General features: G+C 69.1%; 15 protein-coding genes and 1 pseudogene. 11 read left to right on the top strand and 5 right to left on the bottom strand.

The annotated features are described in order from the left end of the window. The 4 genes and pseudogenes from ACZ7CF_RS41945 to ACZ7CF_RS41930 all read right to left on the bottom strand — a co-directional run. A pseudogene (locus tag ACZ7CF_RS41945) lies at positions 1–756 on the bottom strand (hypothetical protein); the annotation flags it as partial. 266 nt (positions 757–1022) lie between these two features. After that, on the bottom strand, positions 1023–1256 hold the full coding sequence (locus tag ACZ7CF_RS41940; RefSeq protein ID WP_470372523.1) for a hypothetical protein: 234 nt from the start codon (positions 1254–1256) through the stop codon (positions 1023–1025). Between the two features lie 14 nt (positions 1257–1270). After that, positions 1271–2119, bottom strand: coding sequence for a phosphoribosylaminoimidazolesuccinocarboxamide synthase (locus ACZ7CF_RS41935; protein ID WP_470372522.1), 849 nt, complete (start codon positions 2117–2119; stop codon positions 1271–1273). After that, a complete protein-coding gene (locus ACZ7CF_RS41930; RefSeq protein ID WP_470372521.1) occupies positions 2116–2865 on the bottom strand; it encodes a GntR family transcriptional regulator in 750 nt (249 codons plus the stop codon). Before ACZ7CF_RS41930 ends, ACZ7CF_RS41935 begins: the two co-directional genes overlap by 4 nt. Positions 2866–3081: 216 nt before the next feature. On the opposite strand from ACZ7CF_RS41930, the gene ACZ7CF_RS41925 reads away from it, so the two are divergent. From ACZ7CF_RS41925 to ACZ7CF_RS41885, 9 genes are all read left to right on the top strand, one after another. Beyond that, positions 3082–3360 (top strand): hypothetical protein, encoded by a 279-nt coding sequence (locus tag ACZ7CF_RS41925; protein ID WP_470372520.1) that lies wholly within the window; start codon positions 3082–3084, stop codon positions 3358–3360. Continuing rightward, entirely contained in the window at positions 3357–3722 is a 366-nt protein-coding gene (locus ACZ7CF_RS41920; RefSeq protein WP_470372519.1) for a WhiB family transcriptional regulator, read from the top strand. The genes ACZ7CF_RS41925 and ACZ7CF_RS41920 overlap by 4 nt, the downstream gene beginning before the upstream one ends. Before the next feature lie 6 nt (positions 3723–3728). Continuing rightward, positions 3729–5045 carry a hypothetical protein gene (locus tag ACZ7CF_RS41915; protein WP_470372518.1) on the top strand — a complete coding sequence of 439 codons (1317 nt, stop codon included), beginning with the start codon at positions 3729–3731 and terminating at the stop codon, positions 5043–5045. Next, positions 5045–5449: an RRQRL motif-containing zinc-binding protein gene (locus ACZ7CF_RS41910; RefSeq protein ID WP_470372517.1), complete on the top strand. Its 405-nt coding sequence runs from the start codon at positions 5045–5047 to the stop codon at positions 5447–5449. Before ACZ7CF_RS41915 ends, ACZ7CF_RS41910 begins: the two co-directional genes overlap by 1 nt. An 873-nt stretch (positions 5450–6322) precedes the next feature. Further along, positions 6323–6745 carry a hypothetical protein gene (locus tag ACZ7CF_RS41905; protein WP_470372516.1) on the top strand — a complete coding sequence of 141 codons (423 nt, stop codon included), beginning with the start codon at positions 6323–6325 and terminating at the stop codon, positions 6743–6745. A gap of 4 nt (positions 6746–6749) precedes the next feature. After that, positions 6750–6935 (top strand): hypothetical protein, encoded by a 186-nt coding sequence (locus ACZ7CF_RS41900; protein WP_470372515.1) that lies wholly within the window; start codon positions 6750–6752, stop codon positions 6933–6935. Next, positions 6932–7345, top strand: coding sequence for a hypothetical protein (locus tag ACZ7CF_RS41895; RefSeq protein WP_470372514.1), 414 nt, complete (start codon positions 6932–6934; stop codon positions 7343–7345). Before ACZ7CF_RS41900 ends, ACZ7CF_RS41895 begins: the two co-directional genes overlap by 4 nt. A gap of 31 nt (positions 7346–7376) precedes the next feature. After that, positions 7377–9059, top strand: coding sequence for a hypothetical protein (locus ACZ7CF_RS41890; protein ID WP_470372513.1), 1683 nt, complete (start codon positions 7377–7379; stop codon positions 9057–9059). Between the two features lie 117 nt (positions 9060–9176). After that, positions 9177–11330, top strand: coding sequence for a winged helix-turn-helix domain-containing protein (locus tag ACZ7CF_RS41885; RefSeq protein WP_470372512.1), 2154 nt, complete (start codon positions 9177–9179; stop codon positions 11328–11330). A gap of 98 nt (positions 11331–11428) precedes the next feature. On the opposite strand, the gene ACZ7CF_RS41880 is transcribed toward ACZ7CF_RS41885, so the two are convergent. After that, complete coding sequence (locus ACZ7CF_RS41880; RefSeq protein ID WP_470372511.1) at positions 11429–11743, bottom strand: hypothetical protein; 315 nt, start codon at positions 11741–11743, stop codon at positions 11429–11431. Between the two features lie 147 nt (positions 11744–11890). Here ACZ7CF_RS41880 and ACZ7CF_RS41875 point away from each other — a divergent pair, with 147 nt between their 5' ends. Together ACZ7CF_RS41875 and ACZ7CF_RS41870 are read left to right on the top strand one after the other, a co-directional pair. Then, positions 11891–12097: a hypothetical protein gene (locus ACZ7CF_RS41875; protein ID WP_470372510.1), complete on the top strand. Its 207-nt coding sequence runs from the start codon at positions 11891–11893 to the stop codon at positions 12095–12097. 272 nt (positions 12098–12369) lie between these two features. Then, positions 12370–13125, top strand: a complete 756-nt coding sequence (locus tag ACZ7CF_RS41870) for an NUDIX domain-containing protein (protein WP_470372509.1) — start codon at positions 12370–12372, stop codon at positions 13123–13125. Positions 13126–13165 lie beyond the last annotated feature (40 nt).

Genomic DNA, 13165 nt, shown 5'->3' with positions numbered 1-13165 from the left:
GCTGACCTGCGGAAACTCACCCTGGCTCCCAAAACGGGAGCCAGGGTCCGAAACGTGGCTCCCAAAACGGGAGCCAGTGCTGACCTGCGGAAACTCACCCTGGCTCCCAAAACGGGAGCCAGGGTCCGAAACGTGGCTCCCAAAACGGGAGCCAGTGCTGACCTGCGGAAACTCGACGCGGCCCACTTCGGACCGACGGATGGTTACATGACCGATTCGCGGCTTTTTTCCCGCTTCGCGCGCAGCCGCGTACGCGGCGTCCCGGTCCCGCAGGAACTGCTGATAGAACTCGCCGAACCTCGTGGGCCCCTGGTAGCCGGGCGGCGGATCGATCGAGATGTCGAACTGGTCGGGCAGCTGCCGGCCGCCCGCCCCGCGGATCTGCTTGCCCGTCGCGGGGTCGACCCCGGCGCGCACGATCGTCAGGAAGCCGATGGTCTCCAGCTCGTCCAGGAACGGCCCGAGCTTGTTGGCGGCCATGTCGACGGCGTACCCGATCGCCTCGCGGTCGAGCTCGCGCCCGCCGGTGGCCGGGCCGCTCATCGTGTAGACGTCGATCAAGAAGGCCGCGATCCTGCTGGCCTTCGCCGACACGCCGCTGTAGTCCACCCAGCGCGGCGAAAGGTTGACGCTCGTGCCTCGCGTCAGTCCCAGCGCTACCCGCTGGAACTGCAGGTCGTGACGCCCCTGTTCACCAGGGACGTTCTCAGGACCCGGAAGCGGACGACGGACGTCGTCCTCCTGGTCGTGCCCCATGCGTCATGACTCCGATCATGTGACGCACGAGAGATGTTGTCGCGAACCGCGGCCCACGTGTCGTACCCTGGGCGTTGAACGTGCGTGTTCGAGGCTGCATCCTCGTGCTCGTCTGCCAGACCAAGGCCGGGAGTTGGCGCTCCCGGCCTTTGGCATTTCTAAGGCCCTGATACTCCCCCTAAGCGACGGGGAGTACGTCCTACCTAGTCGGCGTGTCGCTGCCGTTGGGCGCTTCTCTCTGAAGCGGGACGGCTGGGCTGTCCCGCTTAGTCACCATGTACGCGACGGGTGTAAGCCAGGTGGCCGTCCAAGTCGAGCTTCCTGTAGCCGTCGAGCGAGGTCGGAATCTCAGGCTCCAGCCCCAGGTAGCGCAGGATGTTGCTGGCACCGTCGACGGCCGCGTCCAGGTTGCCCACCCTTTCAACAGGGATGCCCTTGTCCAGCAGCAGGCGAAATACCTCATGGGTGAGCTGCAGGGGGTCGTACTTCGTGGTGTCCACAGTCGTGTCTCCTATCAGCTTGACCAGGTCATACCGGTGATGCGCTCGTACACCTCGATGTAACGCTGCCGGGTGGCTTCCACAACCTCAGCCGGCATCTCAGGGCCAGGCGGGGTCTTGTCCCAGCCTGTGCTGGTTGACCAGTCGCGAACGAACTGCTTGTCGTAGGACCGCTGGCCTTCAGGCCGACCTGGTTCCCAGTCCTCTAGCTTCCAGAAGCGGCTGCTGTCGGAGGTGAGCACCTCGTCAGCCAACGTCAACGCGCCGTTTGCGTCCAAGCCGAACTCAAGTTTGGTATCGGCGATGATGACGCCCTTCTCCAGGGCGAGTTCGGCGCCGCGTTCGTAGATCCGAAGGGTGAGGTCACGAAGTCGGTCCGCGATGTCCTTGCCCACCTCGTCGACCACGTCATCGAAGGTGATGAACTCGTCGTGGCCGGTGCCGGTGTCGAGCTTGGTCGTGGGAGTGAAGATCGGTCGAGGAAGACGGTCGGCGTCGACGAGGCCAGCAGGAAGGTCTACACCGGACACGCGACCGTCACGTTGGTACTCACGAAGGCCGAGACCTGTGAGGTACCCGCGTGCGATGCACTCCACAGGCAGCATTTTGAGTGGCTTGCATCGCATTGCGCGTCCCGCGAATTCGTCGGGAACGTCGTCAACAGAAATAACGTGATTGGGGACAATGTCGCTTACCTGATCGAACCACCACGAGGAAAGCGCAGTGAGCAGTTTTCCCTTGTCCGGGACAGGTGTGGGCAGTGCGACGTCATAGACAGATACTCGATCGGAGGCGACAAGGAGAAGGTCACCACCGTCCAATTCGTAAAGATCACGAACTTTTCCGGAATGAACCCGCTTCACTTTTCACTCGCAATCTCGTAGTCATAGTAGGCCCAGCGGCCTTCTTTTGCGATTGATTCGCCGAACTCGGCGACCCAGCCAACCGCGTCAGTCCACCAGTTTCGGCCAAACATCACGGGCGAACCAACAGCGATTCCTAGTGCAGCTGCTACCTCGGGCGATGCACTGCCTGCAGCTTTTCCGTCCCGGCCGTTGCGTAGCTCGCGACCAGTGTTTTGCGCAATGTAGTTGATCGTTCCTGCTCTGATCCGCTCTGGCACGATGAGGGCAGGGCACGATTCAGCCAAGGCGCCGTCAAACCATGAGGTCGACGTCGACTCAGCTTGGTCGTCGGCGTTGTATGTGATGCGCTGGCGACGGATTACCAACGCACCGATAGCTATGTTCAGTGCTTCGGCTACATAATCGGGAGCGGACATCACTTCGGCAGACTGAATGCGCGCATAGTGCCCCGGCGGATAGATTAGACCAGTCCTGTGCACGGTCGTGAGCCTGTCTTGGGCGGACCGGTGCCGCGTACGTGCCGTGACGACCGTACCGATTCCTTGCTTGCCCTCTACCAAGCCTTCCGACCGAAGAGTGCTGAGCACCTTTGCGGCCGTGGCATGCGCGATATCCCACTCTGCAGCGAGCTGGCGCGTTGACGGCACAGGATCACCTTCTGCCATCGCGCCAGACAGGATCTGCTCGCGGAAGTGCCTAGCCACTTGCATGTAGGGCGGCTCAGGGCGGTCGACAGTGGGCACGGGCGTGTCTCCTCATCTGGAGTTGCTGGTGTTCTAGCACAGTTGGCATAGCCGAGGCCAGGCCAGGGGATGCTCGTCACCCGTCGAGATATGTTCTAGAACACCCTATTGACAGTGTTCTAGCACACCGCCTAACGTCGGAGCCCTCAAGCAAGGGAGGCCCCGGCGGGTCACAGCCGCCGAGGCCTCGGACACCGGATCACTCAGGGAGACCCGATGGACACCATCATGGCAGCTCAGCGCCCCTTCTCGTCGGTCACGGTCCCGATGTTGCACCTGCAGGTGCTCGACAAGGAGACGTTGCAGGCCCAGGACAACGCGTACCGCCTGTACGACTCCGAGCTGTCCGACGAGGCCCTCCTGCGCACCGCGCACGCCGAGCTGCTGCTGGCCCAGGCGAGCGGCCTGCGCATGGTCGGGTCCTCCGCCCCGGTCAGCATCGGCAACAGCTCCCCCGCCATCAACAACGAGGTCGTGCTGGGGGTGGCGGCGTGAGCGAGCGGAACTGGCAGACCGAGGGCACGTGCGCGCAGCCGGGCGTTGACCCGGAGCTGCACTTCCCCACGACCAACGCCGCGGGGCGCCTGGTCTCGCCGAGCGCGATTGCCCAGGCCATCGACGCCATCCGCATGTGCGGCGGCTGCCCGGTCATCGAGCGCTGCCGCGAGTGGGGCATGACCCAGGAGTTCGGTATCTGGGGCGGGCTGACCGAGCAGCAGCGCCGGTCGATGCGCGCTGGCCGCTCGTCGCTGGCCCGGTCCCGCCGCTCCATCGACGAGCTGGTCGCCGAGATCCAGGCCTCGAAGCCCGCGCAGCAGGTCTCCGCCGACCTCAACGCGTTCGCGAAGGGTGCGTGACCGGCGATGACGATGACCGAGCCGACGTCGTGGCAGGACCAGGTCCGTGCGAACCGCGCGGCCCAGGCCGAGCAGCGCCGCCAGGACCAGGCGCTGCAGGCCGAGCAGCGCCGCGCGGACTACGAGGCCGCCGCCGAGCGCAAGCGCGCCGACGCCGCCGCGCAGGCCGAGCAGCGCCGGATCGACAAGCTCGCCGACGACCAGCGCCGTGCCGTCCGTCGCGCCGAGCGCGACCGCCGCCGCGCCGAACGGCTCGCGCGACTGCCGGAGCTGGGCATGTCCGCGCTGTGGGCCACGATGATCGTGCTGCCCGTCATGCTCGCGTGGCAGGCGCAGGCCGACTTCGCGCAGCACTCCCTGCACATCCCCACCCCGCTGCACCACCTGTTCCCCGCGGTGATCGAGGTCGCCGCGTGGGTGTGCGCGTTCGAGGCCCACCGCCGCATCCGCGCCAGGCTGGACGCGGGCAACCTGCCCCGCTGGATGTGGGTGCTCGCCGGCATCGCCGCCACCATCAACGCCGCGCACGGCATCGAGAAGGACGGCGTGCCCGCCGGCCTCGCGCTGGGCGCGCTGTCGATGCTCGGTGTGCTGCTGCACTCGATCCGCCAGTCCCTGGACTCCGACACCGTGCACGAGCGCACCCGCACGCCGCTCGCCCTGTGGCGCCGGGTTCGGTACCCGCGGCTGTCGACGGCCGCCGCCAGCATCCGCGCCGCCCGCGGTGTCGACGCCACCACCGCCTGGACCCTCGCGTGGGTCGACCGCTTCGGCGTCGGCCCGGACGCCACCCGCCGCGACCGCGTGCTCGGCAAGCTGATCGTGCGCAAGCAGCTCCGCGACGACCGCAAGGCCGCCAAGGCAGGCGAGCTGCACATCCTCGGGGGAAGGGTTCAGCAGGGGTTCGCCCCGGCCGTCCGCGCCTTCGTTGACGCCGAGCGCGTCGCCGCGCTGGAGATCGCCGCCGCCGCCCAGGCCGACGCCCGCGCCGTGGTCGACCAGGCCCAGGACGTCCTCAACGCCGCCGCCATGGTGTTCGGCCCGGCCGCCCTTACCGAACCGTTCGCCCCTGCCGGAACGGCCTCTGAACAGGGCGGACGCCTCTCCGCCCGCGCGGCCGAGCTGCTGCCCGCGCTCCAGGAGGCGATCAAGAACGGCACCGTTCGCACCGCGCCGAGCGTCGCCCTGATCCGCAACTGGTGCAGCGAAGCCCGCAACGAAGGCCTGGGCGTCCCGGTGGCGCAGGAGCTGCGCGACGCCGTCGCCCACCTTCACCTCGTCGAGGACGGCCAGGCCGACGAGCAGACCGAGCGGAGCGCGTGATGCCCGGCCGCGAGCTGATCACCGTGACCCTTCCGAACGGCACCACCGCCGTGGCGAACGGCACCCAGGACGGCCTGCCCGCCTTCGCCTGGGGCTCGGCCCCGGCCGGGCTGGTCACCGTCCGCCAGCTCGCCGCCGAGAAGCTGCGCCCGGTCGGTGACCCCGTGGCCCTGCTGGTGTGGGGCCGCACCCGCCACGACGGCCGCTACGCCCGCTGGGCAGGCCTCTACGACGTCGACCGGGCCGCCGACAAGCGCCCCCTGACCCCCGCGATGCGGGCCGCGATCGATGCAGCGCTCGCGGCCCGCCGGGTGTGCCAGATCTGCGGCCCGGTCGACCACTACGTCCGCTACGGCCTGTGCAGCCCCTGCTACGCCGTCGCAGGCCCCGAAAAGCCCGCCTGACCAGCCCGAATCACATCCCAACTCCAGATGGCTCCCACTCCGCAGAGGACAGCCCCGTCGCGACGGGCTGGGAGCGCGCAGGACGACCCGATGCGCAGGCCCGGTCACCACTGACGGACACCACGGTCGCCGGTCTTGGACCTTGAGAACTACATAGCGTGTATGCGGCGCAGCGCCACCGTCCTCTTGGCCAGCCGAAAAATCCATTTGTTCGGATTGCTGGTGTATGACGGTCCGCGCTGCTTGCTTCAACGATCCGTTGAATGCCGCTCGCTCCACCCACCTGTCGACTTGTCCAGGTAGGTGGAACGGGCGGGAAGCAACGGATCAACCGCCTATCAGGAGACCGCAGAGAACTCTTCCGAAAGGTTCCGCTACATGTCTTTTTCCGAACGCGACTATCCGTGCGCGCGCAGTCTCGGCGAGATGGCCACGCTCGCCTCCAAAGGTCACTTCGCCGCACTCGCCGTCGACTTCGCCCGGTAGATACACGGCGAGGACATCACCGATACGCAATTGCAGGGCCTGCTCGCCGCCCGGCTCGACACGCTCGCCGCACCCGGCAACAGGGCCGTCCCCGACAGCGTGCCGAGACGCCTCCCGCGCCACCACGTGTGACACCGGCCAGACACGAGATCAACTGGAAACTGGCAACTGGAAAGCCGCTGCTGGAGAGTCCGCCGGCAATCCCTACGCGCTCGTGCGCGCTGCGCGCGTGAGAGCCGAGCGTAGCAAGCCTTCCAGTTGCCAGTTCCGCAGCCCCCTGGCACCCCGCCCCGCGGCCTCCCCGCAGCGCCTGGAGGAGGCCGCAGACGCACACCGGAAACCGATGCAACAACGTCCTCTGTGACGTTTTCCGAAAGAAGGTAAGAAATGAGCTGGCTGCTTTTCGCCGCAATGCTCTTCATGCTGATCAAGCTGCACAAGAAGTGGAAGAAGTGGTCTAAGTGGTGGGTCGTAGGAATTGTCTCCGCGATTGCCGCTGCCGCTTTCGCGAGTACGAATCTCGGCGGCTTGATCGCCCAGCTGATCGGCAAAATCCTCGGTTTCCCGGCGCGGTGGATCGACGTGACCCCAGCAATGGTCGCGGCCCTGATCGTGATCTGCCTGATCCCGGCCGTGATCTACGGTCTCGTGCACGACAAATCAGCGGATAAGCCCGAGATCATCGCGCTTTTCCTGCTGCCGCTGCTGTTCATCATCGCGTCCGGCCCGGTCGCCGCCGGCGGCGGAACGCTCACCGAGGCCCTCGCCGGCTTCGGCTCCCAGGGTCTCGGCTACCTGATCAAGGACTGACCACGTGGCAGGTCACCGCGCCAGCAGCGGCGATCTCGACCGGTTCGCCGCGGCTGTCGACTACCTCCGCACCGCCCTCGCCCGGACCTCCGACGAGCAGCGCCAGGCCGTCGTCACCGTCGTCACCGCCGACCTCGTCACCCAGGCGGAAGCGCTGCTCGCCCGCTACCAGGAAGGCCCACGCCGATGACCCACCCGCCCGTTTCCACGGATCGCACCGAGCCGACCACCGCGTCGACCGCCGGCGCGACCGCGCCGTCCAGCACCAGCGCCTCGGTCGTCGAACAGAACCTCAGCACCCCGCCCGCGCCGGTCACGCTCGCCGAGCACACCCACGCCATGGCCGAGGACCTGCGCCGTGCCTGGACGCCACCCGACGTGTGGCGAACAGGCCTTCCGCCACTACAAGAGATCTGGGTCCACGAGCTGCACGGCACGCACCTGCCCGACGACCCGCGCGCCCGCCGGCTCGCCCAGGCCGGCTTCGTCCTGCGCCTGCCTGTCCTGGCGCTCCTGTACTGGCTGGCCTGGGTGTGGCGCTGCAACTCCCGCGTCCTGGTGGCCGCCCTCCTCGTCGTCGCGTTCGTGCTCTTCCTCTGACCCCGCCCCTCGAACCTCGAAAGGAGGCGCCATGTTCCTGCTCTGCCTGTTCGCGGCCTACCTGCTCGTGCGGCTGTGGGAGGACACCACCGCCACGATCCGCGGCGACCAACCCCCACGGCACGCCTACCGCATGGCCAAGCTCGCCGCTCGCGCCGAGGCCGAGCGGCCGGTCCCCGCGGGTGCGTTCCGCCGCTACGCCGCCGGCCTGCTCGACGACGCCTGGGACAGCGCACATCACAAGCGTGAGCTGATGGCTGGGCACCGTGCGGAGAAACGAGCGCGCAAGGCCGCCGCGAAGATCGAGAAGGAGCGCGACAAGTGGGCGCGCGAGGACGGGAAGACACCGGACCCGGCCGGGTTCGACGCTGTCGCCCCGAAGGTCGCGCCGGTCGGGGAGATGCCCGCCGCCCCGGACGCGCCGGCACCGTCCGGAGCGGACGGCACTGCTCCCCCGGCCACGCCCGCGACCCCGGCCGCGCCAACCGCCGCGCCAACCGGCGCGGCGACGTCGGTTACTGCCAGCGCGCCGACCGGCACGGAAGGTCCGTGGTCACCCGGATACGTGTGGACCGCGACCGCGCCGAAGCTGGAGGAAGCCGGCGGTGTGCGGCCCCGGCCCACGAAGCCATCCGGCCTGGCGACCGACGAGCTGGCCAAGGACCTCACCAAGCGCTACCAGGACGTGCCGGACGAGGTCATCACGCACGGCTACAACGAGGCCGTGATCCCCGGGCCGGAGATTCGGCAGCACGAGCTCGCGCAGCGCTGGTCGGACTCGCTGGCCGCAGGAACCTCGACCTGGTCGATGACCACGCGGCAGTGGCGGTCCCTGCCGCTGCCGGTGCGGGTCGACCTGCTCGACCAGATCCGCCGCCACCCCACCGCCACGATCGTCTCCTCTCCCGGTGAGGAGGACGTCGAGGCACTCGCTGCGCTGGCCAAGCGCTACGACGGCCACCTCGACCCCGCGCGGATCTACAGCTCGCTGGAGGACCTGTCTCCCGAGGCTCAAGAGCGGGTGCGGCAGGTCCAGGCTCGCCGCGCCGCCGAGGTAGAAGCCGAGCGCGAGGCCGAGAACGCCGAGGTGGCCGCGAAGCTCAAGTCCTTCCGGGACCAGCAGTCCGGCGGGCACCAGCACCCGGCTCCCGACCAGCCCGCGGACCAGGCCGCCGCCGAGACCACCAGCACCGAGACGCCCGCCGACGCGGCGACGAACAGCACCACGGAGGAACCCACGACCGACACCAACAACGTCATCCCGATCCGCCGTCCCCAGACCAGCACCTCAGCCACTCCCGCCATCGCGACCGCGATGCCTACCCGAATGGAGCTCCCCATGACGTCCACCGAGATCACCGGCCTCGAATCCGCCATCGCCTACGCCGGCGAGATGCAGACGTTCTGCCAGGGCACCTTCGAGCAGATCTCCGCCGCGGTGCCGAACGGCGACCAGGCCGCAGCCTCGTGCGAGCAGGCCCACGCCAACCTCGCCAACGGCGGCGTCACCGGTAAGGCCCTGACCGACGTCGCCGCCGTCCAGGAGCAGGTGGTCAATGCCGCCCGCGAGCTGCAGGGAGCGCTCGCGAGGTACGAGGCCGCCGCCGCCTCGGCCGCCTCGCTCAAGGCGGAACTGGAGGCCGACCGCGTCGTCCAGGAGAGCTACAACGCCCGTCCGGACGCCGGCAACAAGGAGTTCGTGACCAGCCACTAGCCCGCAGGGCTTCGGTGCCGCGCATCCGGTTCTTCGGCCGGATGCGCGGACGCCGTGGCCGATGCGAGCCCCGACTCGACCCGTCACCACCTGCGCAACGGCCAGAAAGGAACCCTCATGTCCACGACCCCAGTGACCGAGCCGACCACCACGTCCCCGGTCCCTGGGGGCGTCCTGCCGGACCACGCCTCCGCCGACCGCACCCCCACCGCCCACCCGAGCTGGACGGACCTGCTCACCGAGGCTGAGCGGCTCAACCGCGCCCAGCTCATGCCGCACTACATCACCGCCACGCTGCTCGCCCTGGCCGAGATGATCCACACCATGTCGGCCCAGGCCGACGCCGCCGGCGCCGCGGCGTTGCTGGCCGGAAGCGCCTGCGCGGTCGGCGGCGGCATCGGCTTCCTGCTGCTGCGTCGCCGCCACGAGTGGATGCAGGCCTGGGCGCTGTGGGCGGCCCTGGCCAGCGCCGCCAGCTCTCTGTGGATGGTGCTCGCCGTGCTCGGTGGTGTCACCTGGGGCACCCTCGCTGCTGCGCTGGCCATCGACACCGCCGCCGGTGCCCGCTGGTGGGCACACCACCGCCACGGCCTGCGCCCGCAGACGCCGGCCGACACCGGTGAGGGGGACGACCAGGAGGACGTGCCGATCGGCGACGCCGAGCTGGCCCGCTTCGCGCGGCTGTGGGCCGAGAACGTCGGCAGCACCAACGGCGTCGTCGCAGGCTCGGTGCTCGTGCCGGTCGGCCCGTTCGAGCACGGCGTCGAGTACACGCTGCAGCTCGTGCCCGGCAAGCAGGACCTGGACATGGTGCTGGGTGCTCTGAGCAAGATCGCGACCGGCCTGCGCTGGTCCAAGCAGCAGCTGGTGATCGAGTCCTACCCGGCGACCGACACCGACGCCATCGCCGACTCGTCCAAGCTGCGCCTGCGCGTCGTGCTGCGCTCGCCGATCAAGCGTGACGTGTACTTCCGCGGCCCGCGCTACGACAACGGCAACATCACGCTCGGTCCGTACGCGGACGGCGTCGGCCACGCGACGTGGCGCCTCTACGGCCGCGACTCGATGTGGGGCGGCATGGTCATCGGCGGAACCGGCTCCGGCAAGAGCCGCTTGCTGGAGATCATCGGCCTGGTCGCGCTGTCGACCGGCCTGACCTACGTCATCCACGTCGACGGCCAGGACGGCATCTCGTGCCCTTCGCTGTGGCGCCACGCTCACGAGCGCTACGCCAGCCATGAGGTCGAGGCGGTGCTCGCCCGGCTCGACGCGATGAAGACCCACCGTCAGCGCAACCCGCACATGCCCGACCCGGCCGGCGCCAGCACGGCCGCCGACTACGACGAGGAGGAGGACGAAGAAGAGAAGGGCGGCTTCACCCCGTCGCCGGACTACCCCGGCGTCCTGGTGATCGTCGACGAAGCCCACGTCGTGATCACCAAGGAGACCGTCGACCGGTGGGCCGCCCTGGCCCGCGAGGCCCGCAAGGTCGGCATCGCGATCATCATGGGCGACCAGGACGGCAGCCTGGAGACTTTCCTCAAGAGCGTGCTGCGCGGCAGCCTGCGCGCGGGCAACGCGGTCGGCCTCAAGACCGACGAACGCGCCCAGGGGCAGATCGTCTCCAACGGCCGGTTCAACCTGACCGACCTGCCAGCCATCCCCGGCTACGGCTACACCCTCGGCGTCGAAGCCCGGCAGGCGCCGTACCGCAACGAGTTCGCCCCCTCCGCGAAGAACAAGCGCGAGATGGCCGAGGCCGGCACGCCACTGCCGGACGACGTGCTCACGATCGGCCAGTGGTACCGGCAGGTGCGCGAACTCCGTGTCGAGCGCCTCGACCCCGGCACGCTGGCCGCCGGTGACGCCGCCGCATCTGCGGTCGTCAGCGCAGCCAGCATGAGGGACGCCATCACCCGCGGGCAGACCATCACGCGCGGGAAGACGGCGGGCGCGCTGGACCTGAAGCTCGTGCGGCTGACGATGCCGACCGTCGCCGCCCCAGCGGCAGCCCCGGTCCCCGCGCGGGAACCGGACAGCGGGTCCACGACGCTCGTGTGCGAAGAGCTGAGCGAGTCCGCCCGCCGCGTGCTCGACGCCGTGCGCAACGGGCACGAGACGCCTCACCAGATCGCCGAGGTGCTCGACCTGACCCGCCAGCGGGTCGGCACGCTGCTGCGCGGACTGATCGACGCCGACCTGCTCACCAAAACCGGTGCCGGTCCGTCCGTGCGGTACGAGATCACCGAGCAGGGGCTCGCCGTGGCCTGACCCGCAACACACTCGTGGGGCCTGCTCCGACATCCGGAACAGGCCCCACGAGACCACCACGAGGTGATAAATCGTTTATCACCAGCAGCACACTCAGATCAGGCGATGGTGCGGTACACCTGGTCAACCACGTTCACGAGCTTCGCCGCGTCCTTGTCGTTGGACAGCCCGTGACCGCGCTGGTCAGCGGTGACCATCAGCAGCACCGCCCGCTGCAGCTCCCGGTCCTCGAACCGGCCGCCGGTCTTGAGCCAGCCCTCGAACCGGTCGCGGAAGTACTTGATGACGGTCGGGTCCGTGGTCGGGCCGACGACCTGGAACGCGGCTTTCGCCGCCACGTAGCGGTTGATCACCAGCGGGCGCAACCCGCCCAGCCCGGCCGCCGTCGACCACTGCTCAACCTCATCAGCCATGCACACACGGTAGCGACCACGTCCCAATCACCCAGCTCCCGGCCCGCCGGCCGGTGATGGTGCCGCCCGCCCCGTACTCTCCCCTCCCCCCCCGGCGGGGCGGGCGGTGCCATGTCCGTCCAGCACAACCCGGAAGGAACCACCGCAATGAAGCTCACCGACGCCCTCCCGCTCGTCATCGCCGACACCCGCAAGGCCAACCCCGAGGTGCGCAGCGACCAGGAGGCGGTCGACCTCGCCCGCACCTGCACCGCCGAGGACCTCGTCGTGATCGACGACAAGCCGACCAAGGAGGCCTACCGGGTCCTGCTCGCCGCGTCCCCGGCGGACATCGCCAAGGCGATGTCCCGCTAGCAGCCCAGTTCGCCTCTTCCACCAACGATGCCGCCCGCTCCGGACCAGCCGGGGCGGGCGGCGTCGACTACGTGGACAGCGTGCGGAAGTAGCACTGCTGCTCCGGCCCGCCCTGGTCCGGCGGCTCGAACCGCCAAGAACGTCCGCCGGACCAGGGTGCACCACCTCACCCGGTAGCACCCCGAGCGCAGGCCCGCACAGTGTTCTGCACACACGTGCGCACGGGCAACGCGCGAACCCCCTTCACCTCGACCCGAAAGGGCCTGTTTGCCATGCCCAAGACCAAGTTCACGCCCGCGGGTATCCCGGTCCCCGAGGACCGGCGGCCGTGGTCGACGCCGTGGCCTTACTACACGCCCGTGGACATCACCCCACCCGAGCTCACGCGCAAGGGCCTGCCCGGCAGCGTCGCGGAGGGCTGGTCGGAGCCGTACCTGACGCCCGAGGACGTGCCGAACTGGCCCGCCCGCGTGGCCATGGCGCTGGTGCCGTTCACGTTCGACGTCTGGCGGTGGCCGCTCAACCCGGCCGGCCGCACCGGCAAGACCGGCCGCAACCTGGGCCGCTGGGGAGAGAACTGCTCCGCCGACCCGATCGTCGTCGCCGGTGACCTCGACCGCGACGGCGAACGCTACGTGCTGCTGATCCTGCGCGGTGACACCAAGCAGTGGGCCATCCCCGGCGGCATGGTCGACCCCGGCGAGACCGCCCCGGCCGCGCTGGTGCGCGAGCTGCGCGAGGAAACCGGAGTCGACCTGGCCGGACAGGCGCCGGCGATCGTCGCGTGCGGCTACGTCGATGACCCGCGCAACTCCGACCACGCCTGGATCTGCACCACCGCCGCGGTGTACCGGCTGCCCCACACCGTGCTCGCGGTCGGCGCCGACGACGCCCTCGACGCCGCCTGGTTCCCGTTCAGCAGCCTGGTGGCGCTGGTCAACGCCGTGCAGAAGAAGGACCGCGGGCAGCTCTACCCCGCGCACCTGCCGCTGCTCACCGCCGCGCTGAACCACCTCGACCAGGCCTGACCAGGAAGGGCGATTCCCATGCACAACAGCGACACGTGCT

It is taken from the genome of Lentzea sp. NPDC036955, from assembly GCF_055608005.1.
The sequence above is the reverse complement of the archived record's forward strand: the minus strand, read 5'-3'. Positions and strand labels throughout refer to the sequence as shown.

Bases quoted from the DNA above. Each gene is read 5' to 3' on its own strand.
- ACZ7CF_RS41925 (WP_470372520.1), top strand. From the start codon at position 3,082: ATGGACACCATCATGGCAGCTCAGCGCCCCTTCTCGTCGGTCACGGTC.
- ACZ7CF_RS41915 (WP_470372518.1), top strand. From the start codon at position 3,729: ATGACGATGACCGAGCCGACGTCGTGGCAGGACCAGGTCCGTGCGAAC.
- ACZ7CF_RS41910 (WP_470372517.1), top strand. From the start codon at position 5,045: ATGCCCGGCCGCGAGCTGATCACCGTGACCCTTCCGAACGGCACCACC.
- ACZ7CF_RS41905 (WP_470372516.1), top strand. From the start codon at position 6,323: ATGAGCTGGCTGCTTTTCGCCGCAATGCTCTTCATGCTGATCAAGCTG.
- ACZ7CF_RS41895 (WP_470372514.1), top strand. From the start codon at position 6,932: ATGACCCACCCGCCCGTTTCCACGGATCGCACCGAGCCGACCACCGCG.
- ACZ7CF_RS41890 (WP_470372513.1), top strand. From the start codon at position 7,377: ATGTTCCTGCTCTGCCTGTTCGCGGCCTACCTGCTCGTGCGGCTGTGG.
- ACZ7CF_RS41885 (WP_470372512.1), top strand. From the start codon at position 9,177: ATGTCCACGACCCCAGTGACCGAGCCGACCACCACGTCCCCGGTCCCT.
- ACZ7CF_RS41880 (WP_470372511.1), bottom strand. From the start codon at position 11,743: ATGGCTGATGAGGTTGAGCAGTGGTCGACGGCGGCCGGGCTGGGCGGG.
- ACZ7CF_RS41875 (WP_470372510.1), top strand. From the start codon at position 11,891: ATGAAGCTCACCGACGCCCTCCCGCTCGTCATCGCCGACACCCGCAAG.
- ACZ7CF_RS41870 (WP_470372509.1), top strand. From the start codon at position 12,370: ATGCCCAAGACCAAGTTCACGCCCGCGGGTATCCCGGTCCCCGAGGAC.